The organism is Actinophytocola sp., from assembly GCF_050699915.1.
Taxonomy (GTDB): domain Bacteria; phylum Actinomycetota; class Actinomycetes; order Mycobacteriales; family Pseudonocardiaceae; genus Actinophytocola.
Window position 1 is genome coordinate 1 of the sequence record NZ_JBOHGA010000143.1, and the last position, 16,278, is coordinate 16,278.

At 71.9% G+C, this 16,278-nt stretch carries 14 protein-coding genes and 1 riboswitch; of the genes, 7 read left to right on the forward strand and 7 right to left on the reverse strand.

The features are described from left to right. Positions 1 to 49: 49 nt before the first annotated feature. The 3 genes from ACRDSK_RS22475 to ACRDSK_RS22485 form a co-directional block, all read right to left on the reverse strand. The gene (locus ACRDSK_RS22475) at positions 50 to 172 is read right to left on the reverse strand and encodes a hypothetical protein (RefSeq protein WP_431443207.1); all 123 of its coding nucleotides are present in this window, start codon (positions 170 to 172) and stop codon (positions 50 to 52) included. 182 nt (positions 173 to 354) lie between these two features. Next, positions 355 to 1,812, reverse strand: coding sequence for an AlkA N-terminal domain-containing protein (locus tag ACRDSK_RS22480; RefSeq protein ID WP_431443208.1), 1,458 nt, complete (start codon positions 1,810 to 1,812; stop codon positions 355 to 357). Between the two features lie 106 nt (positions 1,813 to 1,918). Further along, positions 1,919 to 5,122, reverse strand: a complete 3,204-nt coding sequence (locus ACRDSK_RS22485; protein WP_431443209.1) for a S8 family serine peptidase — start codon at positions 5,120 to 5,122, stop codon at positions 1,919 to 1,921. 172 nt (positions 5,123 to 5,294) lie between these two features. Between ACRDSK_RS22485 and ychF the strand changes: the two genes are divergently transcribed. Beyond that, on the forward strand, positions 5,295 to 6,377 hold the full coding sequence (ychF, locus tag ACRDSK_RS22490) for a redox-regulated ATPase YchF (RefSeq protein WP_431443210.1): 1,083 nt from the start codon (positions 5,295 to 5,297) through the stop codon (positions 6,375 to 6,377). A gap of 224 nt (positions 6,378 to 6,601) precedes the next feature. Then, a complete protein-coding gene (locus ACRDSK_RS22495; RefSeq protein ID WP_431443211.1) occupies positions 6,602 to 7,303 on the forward strand; it encodes a hypothetical protein in 702 nt (233 codons plus the stop codon). On the opposite strand, the gene ACRDSK_RS22500 is transcribed toward ACRDSK_RS22495, so the two are convergent. The 3 genes from ACRDSK_RS22500 to ACRDSK_RS22510 all read right to left on the reverse strand — a co-directional run bounded on the left by ACRDSK_RS22500 (position 7,289) and on the right by ACRDSK_RS22510 (position 10,362). Then, the gene (locus ACRDSK_RS22500; protein ID WP_431443212.1) at positions 7,289 to 7,525 is read right to left on the reverse strand and encodes a hypothetical protein; all 237 of its coding nucleotides are present in this window, start codon (positions 7,523 to 7,525) and stop codon (positions 7,289 to 7,291) included. The two genes, ACRDSK_RS22495 and ACRDSK_RS22500, sit on opposite strands and share 15 nt — an antisense overlap. A gap of 86 nt (positions 7,526 to 7,611) precedes the next feature. Further along, positions 7,612 to 8,319: an NIPSNAP family protein gene (locus tag ACRDSK_RS22505; RefSeq protein WP_431443213.1), complete on the reverse strand. Its 708-nt coding sequence runs from the start codon at positions 8,317 to 8,319 to the stop codon at positions 7,612 to 7,614. A 66-nt stretch (positions 8,320 to 8,385) separates the two neighbouring features. Beyond that, positions 8,386 to 10,362 carry a hypothetical protein gene (locus ACRDSK_RS22510; RefSeq protein WP_431443214.1) on the reverse strand — a complete coding sequence of 659 codons (1,977 nt, stop codon included), beginning with the start codon at positions 10,360 to 10,362 and terminating at the stop codon, positions 8,386 to 8,388. A 136-nt stretch (positions 10,363 to 10,498) separates the two neighbouring features. On the opposite strand from ACRDSK_RS22510, the gene ACRDSK_RS22515 reads away from it, so the two are divergent. From ACRDSK_RS22515 to ACRDSK_RS22525, 3 genes are all read left to right on the forward strand, one after another. After that, positions 10,499 to 12,127, forward strand: coding sequence for an alkaline phosphatase D family protein (locus ACRDSK_RS22515; RefSeq protein ID WP_431443215.1), 1,629 nt, complete (start codon positions 10,499 to 10,501; stop codon positions 12,125 to 12,127). 37 nt (positions 12,128 to 12,164) lie between these two features. Next, positions 12,165 to 12,776, forward strand: coding sequence for a hypothetical protein (locus ACRDSK_RS22520; protein WP_431443216.1), 612 nt, complete (start codon positions 12,165 to 12,167; stop codon positions 12,774 to 12,776). Between the two features lie 67 nt (positions 12,777 to 12,843). After that, entirely contained in the window at positions 12,844 to 13,989 is a 1,146-nt protein-coding gene (locus tag ACRDSK_RS22525) for an alkaline phosphatase PhoX (protein ID WP_431443217.1), read from the forward strand. 1 nt (position 13,990) lies between these two features. Here ACRDSK_RS22525 and ACRDSK_RS22530 read toward each other — a convergent pair whose 3' ends face one another. Further along, positions 13,991 to 14,296 (reverse strand): 4a-hydroxytetrahydrobiopterin dehydratase, encoded by a 306-nt coding sequence (locus tag ACRDSK_RS22530; RefSeq protein WP_431443218.1) that lies wholly within the window; start codon positions 14,294 to 14,296, stop codon positions 13,991 to 13,993. A 44-nt stretch (positions 14,297 to 14,340) separates the two neighbouring features. Then, positions 14,341 to 14,451, forward strand: a riboswitch (TPP riboswitch). On the opposite strand from ACRDSK_RS22530, the gene ACRDSK_RS22535 reads away from it, so the two are divergent. Both ACRDSK_RS22535 and ACRDSK_RS22540 read left to right on the forward strand, forming a co-directional pair. Continuing rightward, entirely contained in the window at positions 14,447 to 15,496 is a 1,050-nt protein-coding gene (locus tag ACRDSK_RS22535; protein WP_431443219.1) for a thiamine ABC transporter substrate-binding protein, read from the forward strand. Its footprint overlaps the riboswitch before it by 5 nt. Beyond that, positions 15,472 to 16,278 (forward strand): ABC transporter permease (locus ACRDSK_RS22540; RefSeq protein WP_431443220.1); only part of this gene is annotated, 807 nt, incomplete at its 3' end. The genes ACRDSK_RS22535 and ACRDSK_RS22540, both read left to right, overlap by 25 nt.

Below are 16,278 nucleotides of genomic sequence, written 5' to 3' on the forward strand. Positions count from 1 at the left end.
GCGCGCAGCACGGCGTTCCAGCCGGCGAGCTGCGCGCCGCCGCGCCCGCTCAGGAACCTGCCGAAGAGCACGCCACCGCGACCCAGGTGCCGTGGTGCGTGGCCGGCGCCAGCTGCAGCGCGAGCCAGCTGATCGCCACGACCGACATCCCGTCCCCGAGACCGGAGATCACCAGGCCGGGGCAGCACCTTTCGCAGCCGCGGGTGGGTGACCACGGGCCAGTACGGCGACGAGCAGGGAAATCGCGGCGCGGCGTCCATGCCCTCACCGCACCGTCCGGATCCCCGCCGGCGCAACGAAGATCGCGGTCAGCGGACTCCGCCCGCCGCGAACGTGTCCGTTGTGGACGGACGGTCAGCCGGCGCGCCAGAGGTGCATGCCCGCGTACGATCGCCACGGGCGCCACGCGTTGCCGTGCGCCACGAGGGCGTCCGGGTCCGCGGGCAGGCCCAGCGCCCGCGCGCCCTTGCGCAGCGCCACGTCCGTCGACAGCAGCACGTCCGGCGCGCCGAGCACCCGCATGAGCACGTAGCCGGCCGTCCAGGGGCCGACACCGGCGAACTGTTGCAGCGCAAGGGAAAGCTCGTCCGGGTCGGCACCCACGTGGACGTCCAGCTCATCGGCGGCCAGCGCGGCGTTCACCGTCAGCACGGTGTCGATGCGCCGCCGCGGGCCCCTGAGCACGGACGCACCACCCTCGGCGATCGCGGCCGGGGAGGGGAACAGCGTGGTCAGCCGGCCGTCCGGGGACGGGAGCGGGTCGCCGAGCGCGCCGGTCAGCGTGCCGAGCGCGGTGCGTGCCGCGGCGACCGAGATCTGCTGGCCGATCAGCGCCCTGGTGACGATCTCCGCCCCGTCGACGCTGCCGGGCAGCCGCACGCCGGGCGTCGCCGCCACCGACGGGGCCAGCGCGGGGTCCGCGCAGAGCACGTCGGCCACCGCGGCGGGGTCCGCGTCCAGGTCGAACAGGCGACGCAGCCGCGCGACCGCGCTGCTCAGGTCCCGCATGTCGGTCAGCCGCAACGTGCAGTCGAAATGCCCGTCCGCCGGGCGCAGCCGCGCGGTGCCGGTGCCGTGCGGCAGCCGCAGCGTCCGGCCGTACTCACCGTCCTCGACGTACTCCACACCCGGCACCGCCCGCGCCGCGAGGAACGCCATGCCCCCGGCCGCGTCGTACGGCGCCCGGTACGGCAGCCGCAGCGTCACCTTCCCCGCCGCCGGCCCGCCCGCGCGCGACCGCCGCCGCGCCGCCACCCGCAGGCCCGACGGCGTCGTCGCGAACACCGTGCGGATCGTGTCGTTGAACTGGCGCACGCTCGCGAACCCAGCCGCGAACGCGATGTCCGCGAACCCCAGCGCGGTCGTCTCGATCAGCAGCCGCGCGGAGTGCGCGCGGTGCGCCCGGGCGAGCGCCAGCGGTCCGGCCCCCAGCTCCGCGGTGAGCACCCGGGTCAGGTGCCGCTCCGAGTAGCCGACCCGCCGCGCGAGGCCCGGCACGCCCTCGCGCTCCACCACGCCGTCGCTGATCAGCCGCATCGCGCGGCCGGCCAGGTCCGCGCGCAGGTTCCACTCCGGCGAGCCCGGCACCGAGTCCGGCAGGCAGCGCCGGCACGCACGGAAACCGGCCTGCTGCGCGGCCGCCGCGGTCGGGAAGAACAGCATGTTCTGCCGCTTCGGCGTGATCGCCGGGCAGGACGGCCGGCAGTAGATCCGAGTGGTCCGCACGGCGATGATGAACTGGCCGTCGAACCGCACGTCGCGGGACGCCGACGCCCGGTAGCCCTGCTCCTCGTCTATTCGCACACGGTCCATGCTGCCAGCGCCGACGAGGCCCGGCTCGCGGAAATCCGACACGGCGTTGGACACGGCGAGGCCGCCCCCGGGCGAACCCGAGGGCGGCCTCGTCCGATCTCGCTTGCTAGCTGACCGACTGGACGATCACGTCACCCGTGCCGACCAGCGCGCCGGAGTTCGTCACCACCACGACGTTGCCGAACAGCACCCGACCGGCGGCCGGTGCCGCGGCCGGCGTGAGCGTGCCGGTCACGGTCCAGGTGCTGCCACCCGGCCGCTCCTGGTCGGTGTCCGCGACCTGGAACGTGCCGAACGACGCCCCGGAGAACACGTCGAGGTAGTCGTACTCCGTGGTGCCCGCCGGCACCCCGAAGCCCGCGACCCGCGCCTCCCACGCGCCCGCCGCCGGGTTCGCGACGGTCACCTGCTCCTCGGAGTCGCCGTCCGCGGACACGCCCGCGGACACGCAGGTCCCGCTCGTGCAGTCGAACAGCTCGAGGTCGAGATCCGCGCCCAGGTCGGCCGTGTTGCCGATCTTCACCCGCAGCGAGGTCGCGCCCGCGGTCACCGCGATCGGGATCCGCTGTTCCTCGTCCGCCGCGATGGTTGGCCGGTCGATGTGGGCGCTGCCGAGACTGGTCGCCCGCGCCCGCCCGGTGAACGGACCGAACTCGTTCGTGAGCGTGTACTGCCGCTGCAGCGGCTGGCCGAGCTGCGCCGACGGGATCGTGTCCGGGTTCGGCGAGACGGTCGCGCCGAGCACCGAGGCGGTCATCGTGTACGGCGCGAACGCCGCGTCCGAGGTCCGCCGCGCCTCGACCACGATCTCCCACACGCCCGCGAGCGGGTTGGTGAACGTGCGGCTCGTCGGGCTGCCCGCGTCACACGCGTTGCCCGGCGGCACCGGCGGGTTGTAGCAGTTCAGCGACGACGTGGACTCGATCGGCACGCCGTACGGGTGGTTGCGGATGAACCGGATCTGGCCGGCGCCCGCGCCCGTGCCGCCGCCCTGCAGGTCGACCTTCAGCGCCGGGACGTTCGCCGGCACGCGTACGAAGTAGCTGTGCGTGTCGTTGCGTCCGACCTCGCCGCCGTGCCGGATCTGGTAGCCGCCGCCGGCCGTGAAGTCCTCGGCGCCGATCACCGTGTTCATCGTCTGGTACTCGATGCCGGTGGACATCGGGCTGTCGAGGTTCAGGATCGCCGAGTGGACGCCGGAGGACCGCACGTCGACCGACACCGGGAACTTGACCGCGCTGCCCTTGCGCAGCGTGATCGAGCGTGCCGAGCTGAACGTGCCGTCGTTGCCGACCCACTTGACCTGGTAGGTCACCGGACCGCTCGGGCCGGAGTTGCGGGTGAAGGTGTACTCGCGGGTGTAGCGGTCGCCGCGCTTGACGCCCTCCCGGTCGTAGATGCCGGTGCCGACGCCCGGGGTGGTGAGGAAGTCGGACAGCACCGTGTTGACCTCCACCGACGACTTGATGTCGGTGACGGAGATGTTCGCCCGCAACGCGTTCCACGCCTTGCGCACGTCGATCAGGCCGTTGCCCTGCTCGTAGGCCTGGTAGTTCGGGATGAACCGGGCCGTCGAGGTGAACGCCTGGCGCAGCTGCGCCGGGTCGTGCGACACGTCGCGCTGTCTCGCGGCGCCGACGAGCAGCGCCGCGGCGCCCGCGGTCTGCGGCGAGGCCATCGAGGTGCCCTGCAGCATCGCGTAGCCCGGCGGCAGCGGGTAGGTGCCGACGACCGGGCCGCCCTCCAGCCACGTCGGGGTCGTCGAGATGGCCGAGCCCGGCGCGATCACGTTCGGCTTGAAGCCGCCGTCCTCACGCGGACCGCGCCCGGAGAACGGGTGCAGGTTCTCCTGCTGCGCGGCGTTCGAGCCGTAGTTGCGCTGCCACGACGCCTTCGTGATGTACGAGCCGACGCCGATGACCTTGCTCGCCAGCGACGGCTGGCTGGTCGTGTTGACGCCGGTGCCGTCGTTGCCCGCGGAGATGAACATCTGCACGCCGTGCTCCTCGATGAGCCGGTTGTACAGCTGCTCGCGCGCGGTGGCGCCCTCGTTGACCAGGTCGAGGCCGCCGATCGACATGTTGATCACGTCGACGCCGGCCTCCTCGACCGCGTAGATCATGCCCTCGTCCAGCGCGTGAGAGGTGCAGCCGGCGACGAACAGGCACGCGCGGACCGACACCAGCTTCGCGCCGGGGGCCGCGCCGTTCATCGAGCCGCCGAACAGCTTGTTGCCGGCGACGATGCCCGCCACGTGCGAGCCGTGCTCACCGGCGACGATGCCGATGTTGACCGAGTTGGTCGACGGACTCGTCTGCACGACGAACGGCACCGACTCGGCGACCGGGGTGGCCGGGTCGTCCGTGCCGAACCGGCCGACGTCCTGCTTGACCTTGTAGTCGGTCATCGGCTTGTCGTCGCCGAAGTTCTTGTTCTGGTTGACGTCGACCCAGACGCGGTTGGTCGCCGGGTCCCACAGCACGCCGAACGTGCCGATGCTGCCCGCCGGGTTGCCGTCGCGGTTGACGTCGTTGCCGAGCTCGCCGCCCAGCCGCGGGTCGCGCTCGTCGAAGATGCCGAACCGGTAGCCCGACGGCTGGCCGGGCGCGGGGTCGGACATGTCGATCCACGTCGGGTCGTTGTCCTCGTTCACGCCGCCGGCGAAGGCCGGGTCGGTCGCGGTGACCCAGTCGACGATCTTGCGTTCGCCCGTGCTGGTTGTGTTGAGCGACGGGTGGCCGAGGTCGACGCCGGTGTCCACGACGCCGACCGTCACGCCGCGGCCGTCGAACTTCGGGTTCGACTGGGCGAACTGGGCCGCGCCCGTGTCACCGGTCGGCATGTAGGGGTTAACCCGTGGGGTGTCGCGGCCCGGCGCAGGCTGCGGCGACGGGTCCTGGATGCCCTCCGGGCGCGGGTCGTCGAGCTTGATCGTGCGGTCGACGTTCGCGCCGTCGACGCCCGGCAGCTCGGCCACCGCCTCGGCCTTGCCGACCGGGACCTCGGCGCGGATGTAGCCGAGGTCGTCGGCGCGGTACCTGATCTTCGCGCCCGCGCGGGTGAGGTCGTCGACGACGCCCTTGTCGGCCATGAGCTGCAGCTCGACCGTGCGCTTGCCGTCCTCATCGGCCTGCGCGACCAGCTCACGATCCTGCTTGCCCAGCCCGACGCCGGGGTCGGGGGCTTGTGGTGGTGTCGGCGCGGCACCGGCGCTGGAGGGCAGCGTCGCCAGCGAGACGCCGGCGGCCACCGCGACCAGTGCGGCACCGACGCGGGTTCTGCCCCGACGGCGCGAGCTTGTGTGGGTCATCCCAAGTCCTTGTCTTCCGCGCGCGAGCGAGCACTCACGCGCGGTGAAGTGTGTGCAGGCCAGAGATCACGGAGTTTTGTTGAGGCGGCCACACCTGACTAGCGTCCAAACGGGCTAATCCTTTCCTCGGGCGGTCCGGGGGGTGCGCACCGGGCCCCGTAGACTCACCCCAGTGAGTTTGACCCTAGGGATCGTGGGATTGCCCAACGTCGGCAAGTCCACCCTCTTCAACGCACTGACCAGTAACAACGTGCTCGCGGCGAACTACCCGTTCGCGACGATCGAGCCCAATGTCGGGGTCGTCCCGCTGCCCGAGCCGCGGCTGGCCGTGCTGGCGAAGCTGTTCGAGAGCGCGCGTGTGGTGCCCGCCACAGTGTCCTTCGTGGACATTGCCGGCCTGGTCCGCGGTGCGTCGGAGGGGCAGGGCCGGGGCAACAAGTTCCTCGCCAACATCCGCGAGGCGGACGCGATCTGCCAGGTCATCCGCGTCTTCGACGATCCCAATGTGGTGCATGTGGACGGTCGGGTCGACCCGAAGTCCGACATCGAGACGATCAACACCGAGCTGATCATCGCGGACCTGCAGACGCTGGAGAAGGCGTTGCCGCGACTGGAGAAGGAGGCGCGGACGCGCAAGGAGGCCCGCCCCGCGCTGGACGCGGCCAAGCAGGCCGCCGAGGTCCTCGACTCCGGCCGCACGCTGTTCGCCGCGCAGTCCGAAGTGGATGGGCCGCGACTGCGCGAGCTCAGCCTGCTCACGACGAAGCCGTTCCTGTACGTGTTCAACGCGGACGAGACCGTGCTGGGCGACGCGTCGCGCCGGGCGGCGCTGGAGTCGCTGGTGGCGCCCGCGGACGCGGTGTTCCTGGACGCGAAGGTCGAGGCGGAGCTGCTGGAGCTCGACGACGAGGAGTCGGCGCGAGAGCTGCTGGGGTCGATCGGTCAGGAGGAGCCGGGCCTGTACTCGCTGGCCCGCGCCGGGTTCCACACGCTGGGCCTGCAGACATACCTGACCGCGGGCCCGAAGGAGGCCCGCGCCTGGACGATCCACAAAGGATGGACGGCCCCGCAGGCCGCGGGCGTCATCCACACGGACTTCGAGCGCGGCTTCATCAAGGCGGAGATCGTCTCCTACGACGACCTGACCACAGCGGGCTCGATGGCGGCGGCGAAGGCGGCCGGCAAGGTCCGCATGGAGGGCAAGGACTACGTGATGGCGGACGGCGACGTGGTGGAGTTCCGCTTCAACGTCTGAGCTACCGCGAAGACTTGCCCGGTTGGCCGCGTTCTGCACCAGAATCTCGACCCGCCTGGACCTGAGTTGATCGCGGTCGCCCGGCGGTAAGGGCGCGGACCTTGACGCCATCTCTGCCGTGACCTCGGCTTGTATCGTCTGCTTTGTCGCGGGTGACCTGCGGCGTTCCGAGAGGATTCGCCGAGTGGGACAACTGGACACGTCGATCTGGTACCAACGGTCTGATGGCGAACCTGGTCTCGTTCCTGTGTGCTGCGGTGCCCGCGGTCGTGTTGTCGGTGCTCGGGGTGCCGTTGCCGATCACCGTGGTGGTGATGGTCGTCTGTGGGGTTGGCGGGCTGCTCGTCGCCAACTCGAAGGGCGCCGACGAGCGGCGGGAGACCGAGCGGGTGCAGAAGGCGGCCGTGACGCTCGCCGACTGGGCGCACCGCAACGGCGGACACTCCGAGACCGACCCCGAGGCGCTGCCCGCGGACGGCTGGGAGCTGCCCGAGTCTCACTGGTTCCACGGCGCGGTGCTCGCCCTCGGACGGGTGGACGGGTTCGAGGTCGCGGTCACCTGCTTCCTCGAGGCCAGCACCGAGGGCGCGACGACCCGGCACACCGGCTACCTCGTCCGCCTGCCGGAGGTAGCGCCGCCGGAGACCGCACCGGACACCGCGCCGGAGCTGCGGCTGAACCGCACTGAGCTGCGCCGCATCCGCCGCGGTTCGGGACGTGAGCTGCCCGCGGACGTCCGCGAGCGACTGGCCGCCGTCCCGGCCGACACGGAGTCCGTCGACGCCGTGGACGGGGTGTTGTACCTGGTCCGGCCGCGTTGGCCGGAGTTCAGCGCCCCCGACGAGCAGGTCGCCGCGACGGTCGGGGTCGCGGCCGCGCTCACCAGGAGCAGAGGTTCCTCAGTAGACGACTCAGTGGACGGCTGAGTGCGCGGCGCGGACCGGCTCCGTGGGAGCCATGCCGGCGGCGACGAGCGCTGCCGACCGGATCGCCTCGTGCAGCTGCCAGATCGACTGCGGCGGCAGGTAGAAGCCCTCACCGGGCGGCGGCAGCACGGCGACGCGTCCATCGGACACCGTGACCACGAGGCTGCGCTGTCGGTCAAGACCGTCGACCACTGGAACATCCCAGATCATCTGCGGCTCCATGGCCACCTCCCGTTGCGCCGTAACGTTCATGAGGTCGCGCGGACCGGGCCCTGTGTTACGGGGAGCCGCAGGTCGTCACGTTGTGGTCACCGCAGCCGGGACCGCGCTGTCGGCCCCAGATGCAGCTGTTCGGGCCCCCGCGCGAAGTGCTTCGCGAGCAGCGGCAGCAGGTCGTGGGTCCACCGCGTGGACCGCCCGAGCAGCCGGACGTGCTCGAGATGAGCCTCCTGGTCGGCGTGCGCGGCGACCCACGCGAACACGTTCTCCCCGGTCCGCACCGGCAGCGCGGGGAAGTTGTTCTCGCTCGGATCCGTCCGCAGGCAGGCGAGCGGCGTGGCACCCAGGTCGGCGAGCAACGGCCGCACCTCGCGGACGAACAGCTCCGTGAACTCGTCGCCCGCACCCGGCGGCAGGTGGTACAGCGTCACGGTCACCAGCGAGGACGACTCCGCGTCGGGTCGGCTCGCCGGCACGTCGAAGCCGGTGTCGGGAGTCGCGGGGCGCAGCAGCAGGACGTCGTCGGAGTCGATCATCGTCGCGTTCGCGGCCGCGCGGTGCTCGCGCCAGACCGGACCGCCGTAGAACGCGGCGAGCGCCTCGCCCCGGGTCGCCATGTCCGGGAAGCCCCGGATCCACACGAACCGATCCTCGTCGTCCCGGTCCCGGAACTGCCCGTACAGCCGGATGTCCAAGGCCTCCTGCGGCTCGACGAACTCGCGGTCGAACAGGTCGATCAGCACGTCTCGCCCGCCGGGGCGCAGGGTGTACTGCCGTAGCTCGAGAACCTCGGTCATCGCGGGGTGCCGCTCCTTCCGCGTGGGAACTCGGGTGAGCGACACCCTATTGGGGTAGGCCGACAGTTAGCCGACGGGGATCGCCACGCACGGCGCACCACCGCAGACGTCGATCACCTCACCCGTGGCCAGGAAGTGCGCCGCCTGCTGGCGTGCGGCCGGGGTGTTCGCGGTGTCGTTGTGCGGGTCGTGGCCTTCGACCGGCGGCAGGTTGCCCAGCGGCGGCGGGGGCGAGCCGCTGTCCCAGAGCACCAGCGCCGAGCCGTCGAACGGGAAGCCCGGCACCGCCGGCAGATCCCACTGCGGCTCGACCGACGGGTCGCGACCGGGCGCGAGCGCCGGCCGCACTACGTTCAGCCCGAGCGTGCGCGCCTCGACCTCGGTGGCGAAGTTCGACACCTGGTGGTCGCCGAACGCCTGGTGCAGCAGGACCTTCTTGACGGGCGTGCCGGGCAGCGGGTCGCGGGTGATGTGGTTGGCGTAGCCGTTGCCCTCGCCGCGGTCCCACACCATCTGCATGAGCGAGAAGCCGATCTGCTGTTCGAGGCGGTCCGGGTAGTTCTGGTCCATGACCGGCTGCAGCGACTGGAACGGCGCGGCCCGGTTGAGCAGCGTCGAGAAGTTGATCGCCGGCACGAGCAGCACCGAGCGGGTGAAGTCCTGCGCCAGCGCGGTGAGCGCGGTGCCCTGGATGCCGCCGAGGCTGATGCCCGCGTAGCCCAGGTCGGCGTCCAGGTCGAACAGCCCGGCGAACTCGGGCAGCGCGGCGAGACCCTGCGGGTGGCTCATGACGCGGCCGAGGAACATCATGTTCAGGTACGCCTGCTGCATCCGGTCCGGCAGCGTCGGGAACCCGGACAGGTCGCCGAGCACCTCCACGACGTGGTTGACGTCCTCGCTGGACATGCCGAGCCAGCTCGCTGCGCAGGGCAGCGCGTTTGCCTCGTTCGCGACCGCGCCGAGGGCGTCCACCACGGTGTGGTTGCCGAACAGGCCGTGCCCGAACAGCAGCGGCCGCGCCGGTCCGGAGCTCGCCGTGCTGCGCGGGACGTTGCACTGGAACGTCGCCTGGTAGGTGCCGTTCGCCTGCGGCCGCCCGTCCGGTCCGAAGGTCATCCGCGAGCCTGGCCCACCGTCCGGGCGGTCGAGGTACTTGGGCACCTCGACCGTGCCGACGACCTTGCGCGCGAAGGAGGGATCCTCCTCGGGCGTCGGGTTCTGGACGCTGGTGATCGTGACCTTCGGCGCCGCGTCGCCGAGCGCGGCGAAGGCCTCGTCACGCATCGACAGCGCGCGGCCGGCCAGGTTCTCGGTGCTGGCGACGGTGAAGTCCCACGCGAGGTGCAGGTCGGCGAGCTCCACGCCGGCCTTCTCCAGGTCGCCCAGCGCCGGGCGCAGCGTCTCCCACCGGTGCCGCAGGGCGGGGTCCTCGGGTGGGTTGGCGCCCAGCATCTGCTCGAACACCGGGCCGGCCGGCATCGGCCGGTCGAACACGTCCACCAGGTCGCGCAGACCCACGACGTACCGGTGGCCCTCGGTCAGGTTGCGGGCCGGCCGGATGACCAGGGCCTGCCGGGCCGGGTCGGTGGCCCGCTGGTCCTGCTCGACCCAGTACGGGTGCCGCTCACCGGTGGTCGCGTCGAGCAGCACGACCGGCGCGTCCGGGCGCAGCGAGGCGCCGATGTCGGTGATCGGCGCGGCGCCGGTCTTGACGAGATCGATGCCGTGCACCGCCGCGACCATCATCGAGCCGGGCGAGAAGCCGTCGTTGCGGTTCCACTCGGCCGGGTCGATCGGGACGCCGGCGACGTTGCGCGGCATCATCTCCGGGGTGAAGCTGACCCGCCGGCCGGTCGGGGTGGACTCGTCGGGCACGGTGTAGTAGTCGTTCGGGAACGGCAGCAGGCAGGCGGCCGGGAGTATCGGGTCACATTCGGTGGTGGCTCGGGTCGGCCCCGCCGGCGGCGGCGCTGCCGAGACCGGCACCGCGACCAGCGCGGCGAGGAACACCAGGACCAGGGCGGGCGCCAGCGACCGCTTCATGTTTCGCCTCTCCCCGACATTTCGGCAAAAACCAGGCACGCCGAACCTGGCACGCTCGGCCCGAGGGCCGCTAGCTCCGAAAGGACTAAGCCGGATTTTACGAACACAGTGTTGGATGTCCGGGAGAGGAGGCGCGATGCCCGACCTGTTGCTCGGCCCGCTGCTGCGGCACGTGGACACCGGATCGGCGACGGTCTGGGTCGAGACCGACGCTCCGTGCACGGTCGAGATCGCGGGCGCGTCGGCGCACACGTTCACCGTCGCAGGCCACCACTACGCGCTCGTCGTGGTCACCGGGCTGGAGTCCGGCACCAGCACGCCGTACGAGGTCGAGCTGGACGGCGAACGGGTGTGGCCGCCGGCGGACAGCGGCATGCCGCCCAGCCGCATCCGCACCTTCCCGGACGGCGGCGACCCCGCGTTCCTCATGGTGTTCGGCTCCTGCCGGATGCCGGACACCGACGACCCGGCCGAGCAGCGCCGGATCGGCCCGGACGCGCTCGCCGCCTACGCCCAGCGGATGCGCGAGCAGGACGAGCGCGACTGGCCCGACTCGTTGATGCTGCTCGGCGACCAGGTCTACGCCGACGAGACGACCAAGGCGACGCGCGAGTGGATCAGCCGCCGGCGCAGCCTCGACGAGCCGCCCGGGATCGAGGTGGCCGACTTCGAGGAGTACACCCGGCTCTACCACGAGTCCTGGGCCTCGCCGCTGGTGCGCTGGCTGATGTCGACCGTGCCCACGTCGATGATCTTCGACGACCACGACGTGCGCGACGACTGGAACACCTCCCAGTCCTGGCGGGACGAGAAGCAGCAGACCACCTGGTGGCACGACCGCGAGCGGGGCGCGCTCGCGACATACTGGATCTACCAGCACATCGGCAACCTCGCCCCGGACGACCTCGAGGCCGACGAGATCTACGCCAAGGTCGTCGCGACCGGCCGGGACGGCGACGCGGTCGACATCCTGCGCGACTTCGCCGACCGCGCCCGCCAGGAGGTCAACGGCCGCAAGGGCACCCGGTGGAGCTACCGGCGCGACTTCGGCAACGTTCGGCTGCTCGTGATCGACACCCGGTCCGGCCGCATCCTCGACCGCGGCGCCCGGTCGATGGTCGGCGACGGCGAGTTCGAGTGGATCGAGCACCACGCCGACGGGAACTACGACCACCTGCTGATCGGCTCGTCGCTGCCCTGGCTGATGCCGCACGCGATCAACCACATCCAGTCGATGAACGAGGTCGCCTGTCGCCGGCCGGGCTGGCGGGGGCGGCTGGCCGAGCGGCTGCGCCAGACCGCCGACCTCGAGCACTGGCCGTCGTTCCGCGCCTCCTACGACCGGCTGACGCGGCTGATCCTGCGCATCGCGAAGGGCGACGCGGCCACGGTGTGCGTGCTCTCCGGCGACGTCCACCACGTCTACGCCGCCCGGGCGAGCTTCCCGGAGCCGGTCCAGGCCGCCGTCTACCAGCTGACCTGCTCGCCGGTGCACAACGAAGTCGACCGGCTGATGCGTCCGCTGTTCGTGATGGCCTGGTGGCGCCCGCTCGCCGCCGTGCTGGGCCGGATGGCCCTCCGGCGCAAGGACATCAACCCGCTGCCGGTGGAGTGGACCAAGGTCTCCGGCCCGTACTTCGGCAACGCGGTCGCGACGCTGCGCACCTCGGGCCGCCGCGCGGAGATGGTCGTGGAGCGGGCCGAGGGCAGCCGGGAGGCGCCCCGCCTGGTGCCGCTGACGACCGTGCCGCTGACGGAGGGCTGACCGCACGCCACGCCGACCGCACGCCACAATGTCGGGCATGACCGTGCCGTACGGCCCACCCGGAGGCCAGCCGCCCGGTGGCCACCCGCCACCCGGCTACCCACAACCCGGCCAACCGCCCGGCGGCTACCAGCAGCCCGGCCCACCGCCGCCCGGCTACCCACAACCCGGCGACTACTCGCAGCCGGCCGGCTATCCGCGGCCGGGCGGCTTCTCCCAGCCGGGCGGCTCGTCGCAGCCGGGTGGCTCTCCGCAGCCAGGCGGCTTCGCGCCGCCCGGGCGCCTGGTCGTCGACGCCTCCTACTCGCCCATGGCGTTCATCCTCGCCGTGACCGGACCCAAGATCGAGATCAATGGGCAGCCCATCACGGCGAACTGGGGTCACTGGCCGATCGACCTGCCGGCCGGCCAGTACAACGTGCGGGTGAGCACCCGGTACCTGGGCGAGATGGGCCCCGCGCAGCTCGGCGTCGCCGTGTACCCGGGGCAGCAGACCACCGTGTACTACCGCGCGCCGGCCGTGATGTTCATGGCCGGCGCGATCGGTTTCACCCCGCAGCCGACCCGCGGGATGGCCGCGGTCATGGCGCTCACCGCGGTCGCGGTCCTACTGTCCATCGTGGTCATCCTGGCGACGGCGCTCGGCTGACTAGTCCGTTCGGCCTACGTCGGCCGTGGCTGTTCGGAGACAGTTGATCACGCTACGTTGCGTAGCCATGGAGCGACGTGGTTTCTTGAAGGTGTCGGTGGCCGGCGCGGCCGCCGCGGCGTTCGGCGGGGCGTCCTGGCTGAACGCGTTCTCGGCGACGGCGGCGGACGGCGACGGGCCCTACGGGCCGCTCCTGCCGCCGGACGCGAACGGGTTGGCGCTGCCGCAGGGCTTCACCAGCCGCATCGTCGCGCGCAGCCTCGAGAAGGTGACCAACTCGAGCTACCTCTGGCACATGGCTCCGGACGGCGGCGCCTGCTACGCCGACGGGGACGGCTGGATCTACGTGTCCAACAGCGAGGTGCCGCTGATCGGCGGCGCCGCCGCGGTCAAGTTCGCCGCCGACGGCTCGATCACGGACGCGTACCGCATCCTCGACGGCACCAACGTGAACTGCGCGGGCGGCAAGACGCCGTGGAACACCTGGCTGTCCTGCGAGGAGGTCGACAGGGGCGAGGTCTTCGAGACCGACCCGTTCGGCGTCAACGACGCGGTCGCGCGCCCGGCCATGGGCCGGTTCAAGCACGAGGCGTGCGCGGTCGACCCCGACCGCCAGGTGGTCTACATGACCGAGGACGTGGGCGACGGGGGCTTCTACCGGTTCACGCCGTCCGCGTGGCCGGACCTGTCCGCCGGCACCCTGGAGATCATGGTCGGGCCCGAGGACCAGACCAGCGGCGCGGTCACGTGGGCCGTCGTGCCCGACCCGTCCGCCGACGACGACGACACCCGCGACCAGGTCGAGGGCTCGAAGCCGTTCGACGGCGGCGAGGGCTGCTACTACGCGGGCGGCGTCTGCTGGTTCACCACCAAGGGCGACAACCGGGTGTGGGCCTACGACGCCGCCGCGAGCACGATCTCCCTCACCTACGACGCCGACGAGCCGCTGTCCGGAGTGGACAACGTGACGGGCACGTCGAGCGGCGACCTGTTCGTGGCCGAGGACGGCGGCAACCTGGAGATCTGCGTCATCACGCCGGACGCGGTGGTGGCGCCGTTCGTGCGGGTGGACGGGCACGACGGCTCGGAGATCACCGGCCCGGCGTTCAGCCCGGACGGCACGCGGCTGTACTTCTCCTCCCAGCGCGGCTCGGGCGGCGGCACGACCGACCCCGGGATGACCTTCGAGGTGACCGGCCCCTTCCGGGCCTGACCTACTCGGGCGGCGTCGCGATCGCGTCGATCACCCCGTTGATCTCCTCGGCGAGGCTGACGTCCGAGGCGGTGACGCCGCCCGCGGAGTGGGTCGTGCAGCGAAACGTCAGCGTCCGCCAGCGGATGTCGATGTCCGGGTGGTGGTTGTCGTTCTCGGCGATCTCCGCCACCCGGTTCACCACCTGGATGGCCTGCGGGAAGTTCGCCAGCTCGATCGTGCGCGCGAACGCCCCCTCGTCGTTGCGCCAGTCGGTGAGCCGACCGAGGGCCTTTCCCTTGTCTTCGTCACTGAGCAACTCGGGCATGTCTCCATGGTGCCGCCTAGCGGCCGAGCCCGCACCGGTAGGCTGACCGAACCCACGGGAGTCCGGTGCAGCCGGGCTGAGAGGAGGGCGGAAAGCCCTCGACCGTCGAACCTGATCCGGGTCATGCCGGCGCAGGGAGGAGGCTCGCAGATGAGAAGGCTTTCCGCGGTCGTGGTGGCGACCGCACTGGTGCTGTCTGGCTGCACGCTCGGCTCCGACTCCGGCTCGGACTCCGGAGCCGAGGACGGCAAGCGGGTGGTGCTGGTCACCCACGACTCGTTCGCCGCGCCGCAGGAGCTGCTCGACGAGTTCCGGCGCGACTCGGGGATCACGATCGACGTGCGCAAGCTCGGCGACGCGGGCGCGCTGACCAACCAGCTGGTGCTCACGAAGGACAGCCCGGTCGGCGACCTCGCGTACGGAGTGGACAACACGTTCGCCTCGCGCGCGCTCGACGAGGACGTGTTCGCCGAGTACCGCAGTCCGGAGGCCGACAAGGGCCCGCAGCGCTACCAGGTCGACGACTCCGGCCGGCTGACCGCGGTCGACGTCGGCGACGTGTGCGTCAACATCGACACGGCCGCGCTCGCCGAGAAGGGCCTGCCCGAGCCGAAGACGCTGCCCGACCTGACCAAGGCCGAGTACACCGACATGCTCGTGGTCTCCGACCCGGCCACGAGCTCGCCGGGGCTCGCGTTCCTGCTGGGCACGATCGCGGCTCTCGGCGAGGACGGCTGGCGGGAGTACTGGGTGGCGCTCAAGGGCCGCGGCATGCAGGTGGTCAGCGGCTGGGAGGAGGCCTACACCCAGGAGTTCTCGGGCTCCTCGGGCAAGGGCCCGCGCCCGATCGTGGTCTCCTACGCGTCGTCGCCGTCCGCGGAGCTCGGCGAGGACGGCAAGCCGCGGACGAAGGCGCTGCTCGACACGTGTTTCCGCCAGGTCGAGTACGCCGGCGTGCTAAACGGCGCGAAGGACACCGACTCGGCGAAGAAGGTGCTGGACTTCCTGCTCTCGGAGAAGTTCCAGGCCGCCGTGCCGGAGCAGATGTTCGTCTACCCGGCGCGCGAGGGCGTGGCGCTGCCCGAGGCGTGGGAGCAGGCGGCGCCGCAGCCGACGGCCGCCGAGACACTGCCACCGGCGGACATCCAGCAGAACCGGGAGCGGTGGATCGACGAGTGGCGCACGCTCGTCCAGGGCTAGCCCCTGCGCTGATCTCACTGGTGCCGCTGGGTTTCCTCGCGGTCTTCTTCGTGTGGCCGGTGGTCGCGATCCTGCGACTCGGACTCGGCGAGGGCGGCGTGCTCGCGGTGCTGGCCCGCGCCGACACCTGGCAGCTGCTCGCGTTCACCGTCGGGCAGGCGGCCGCGTCGACCGCCGTGGCGCTGGTGGCCGGGCTGCCGGTGGCGTACCTGCTGGCGCGGACCTCGTTGCCCGGACTGGGCTTCGTGCGGGTCGTGATCCTGGTGCCGTTCGTGCTGCCGACGGTCGTGGTCGGGCTGGCGTTTCGCACCCTGCTGCCCGACGGCGGCGTGCTCGCGATCGTGCTGGCGAACAGCTTCTTCAACGTGGCGGTGGTGGCGCGGACGGTCGGCGGGCTGTGGTCGCACCTGGACCGGCGCGCGGACGACGCCGCGCGGTCGCTCGGCGCGTCCCCGGCGCGGACGTTCGCGTCGGTGACGCTGCCCGCGCTGGCGCCGGCGATCGGCTCGGCCGCCGCGGTCGTGTTCCTGTTCTGCGCCACCAGCTTCGGCGTGGTGCTGATCCTCGGCGGGTCGCGGCTGCGGACGCTGGAGACGGAGATCTACCTGCGGACGGTGGAGCTGCTGGACCTGCCCGGCGCCGCGGCACTCTCGCTGCTGCAGCTGCTGGCGGTGGTCGCGGCGCTGACCGTGGGCGCGGTCGCCCGGCGCCGGCGGGAGACGGCGCTGCGGCTGCGGACCACGACGGCGGTGGCGCACCGGCCAGCCGGCGCGGAGTGGGTC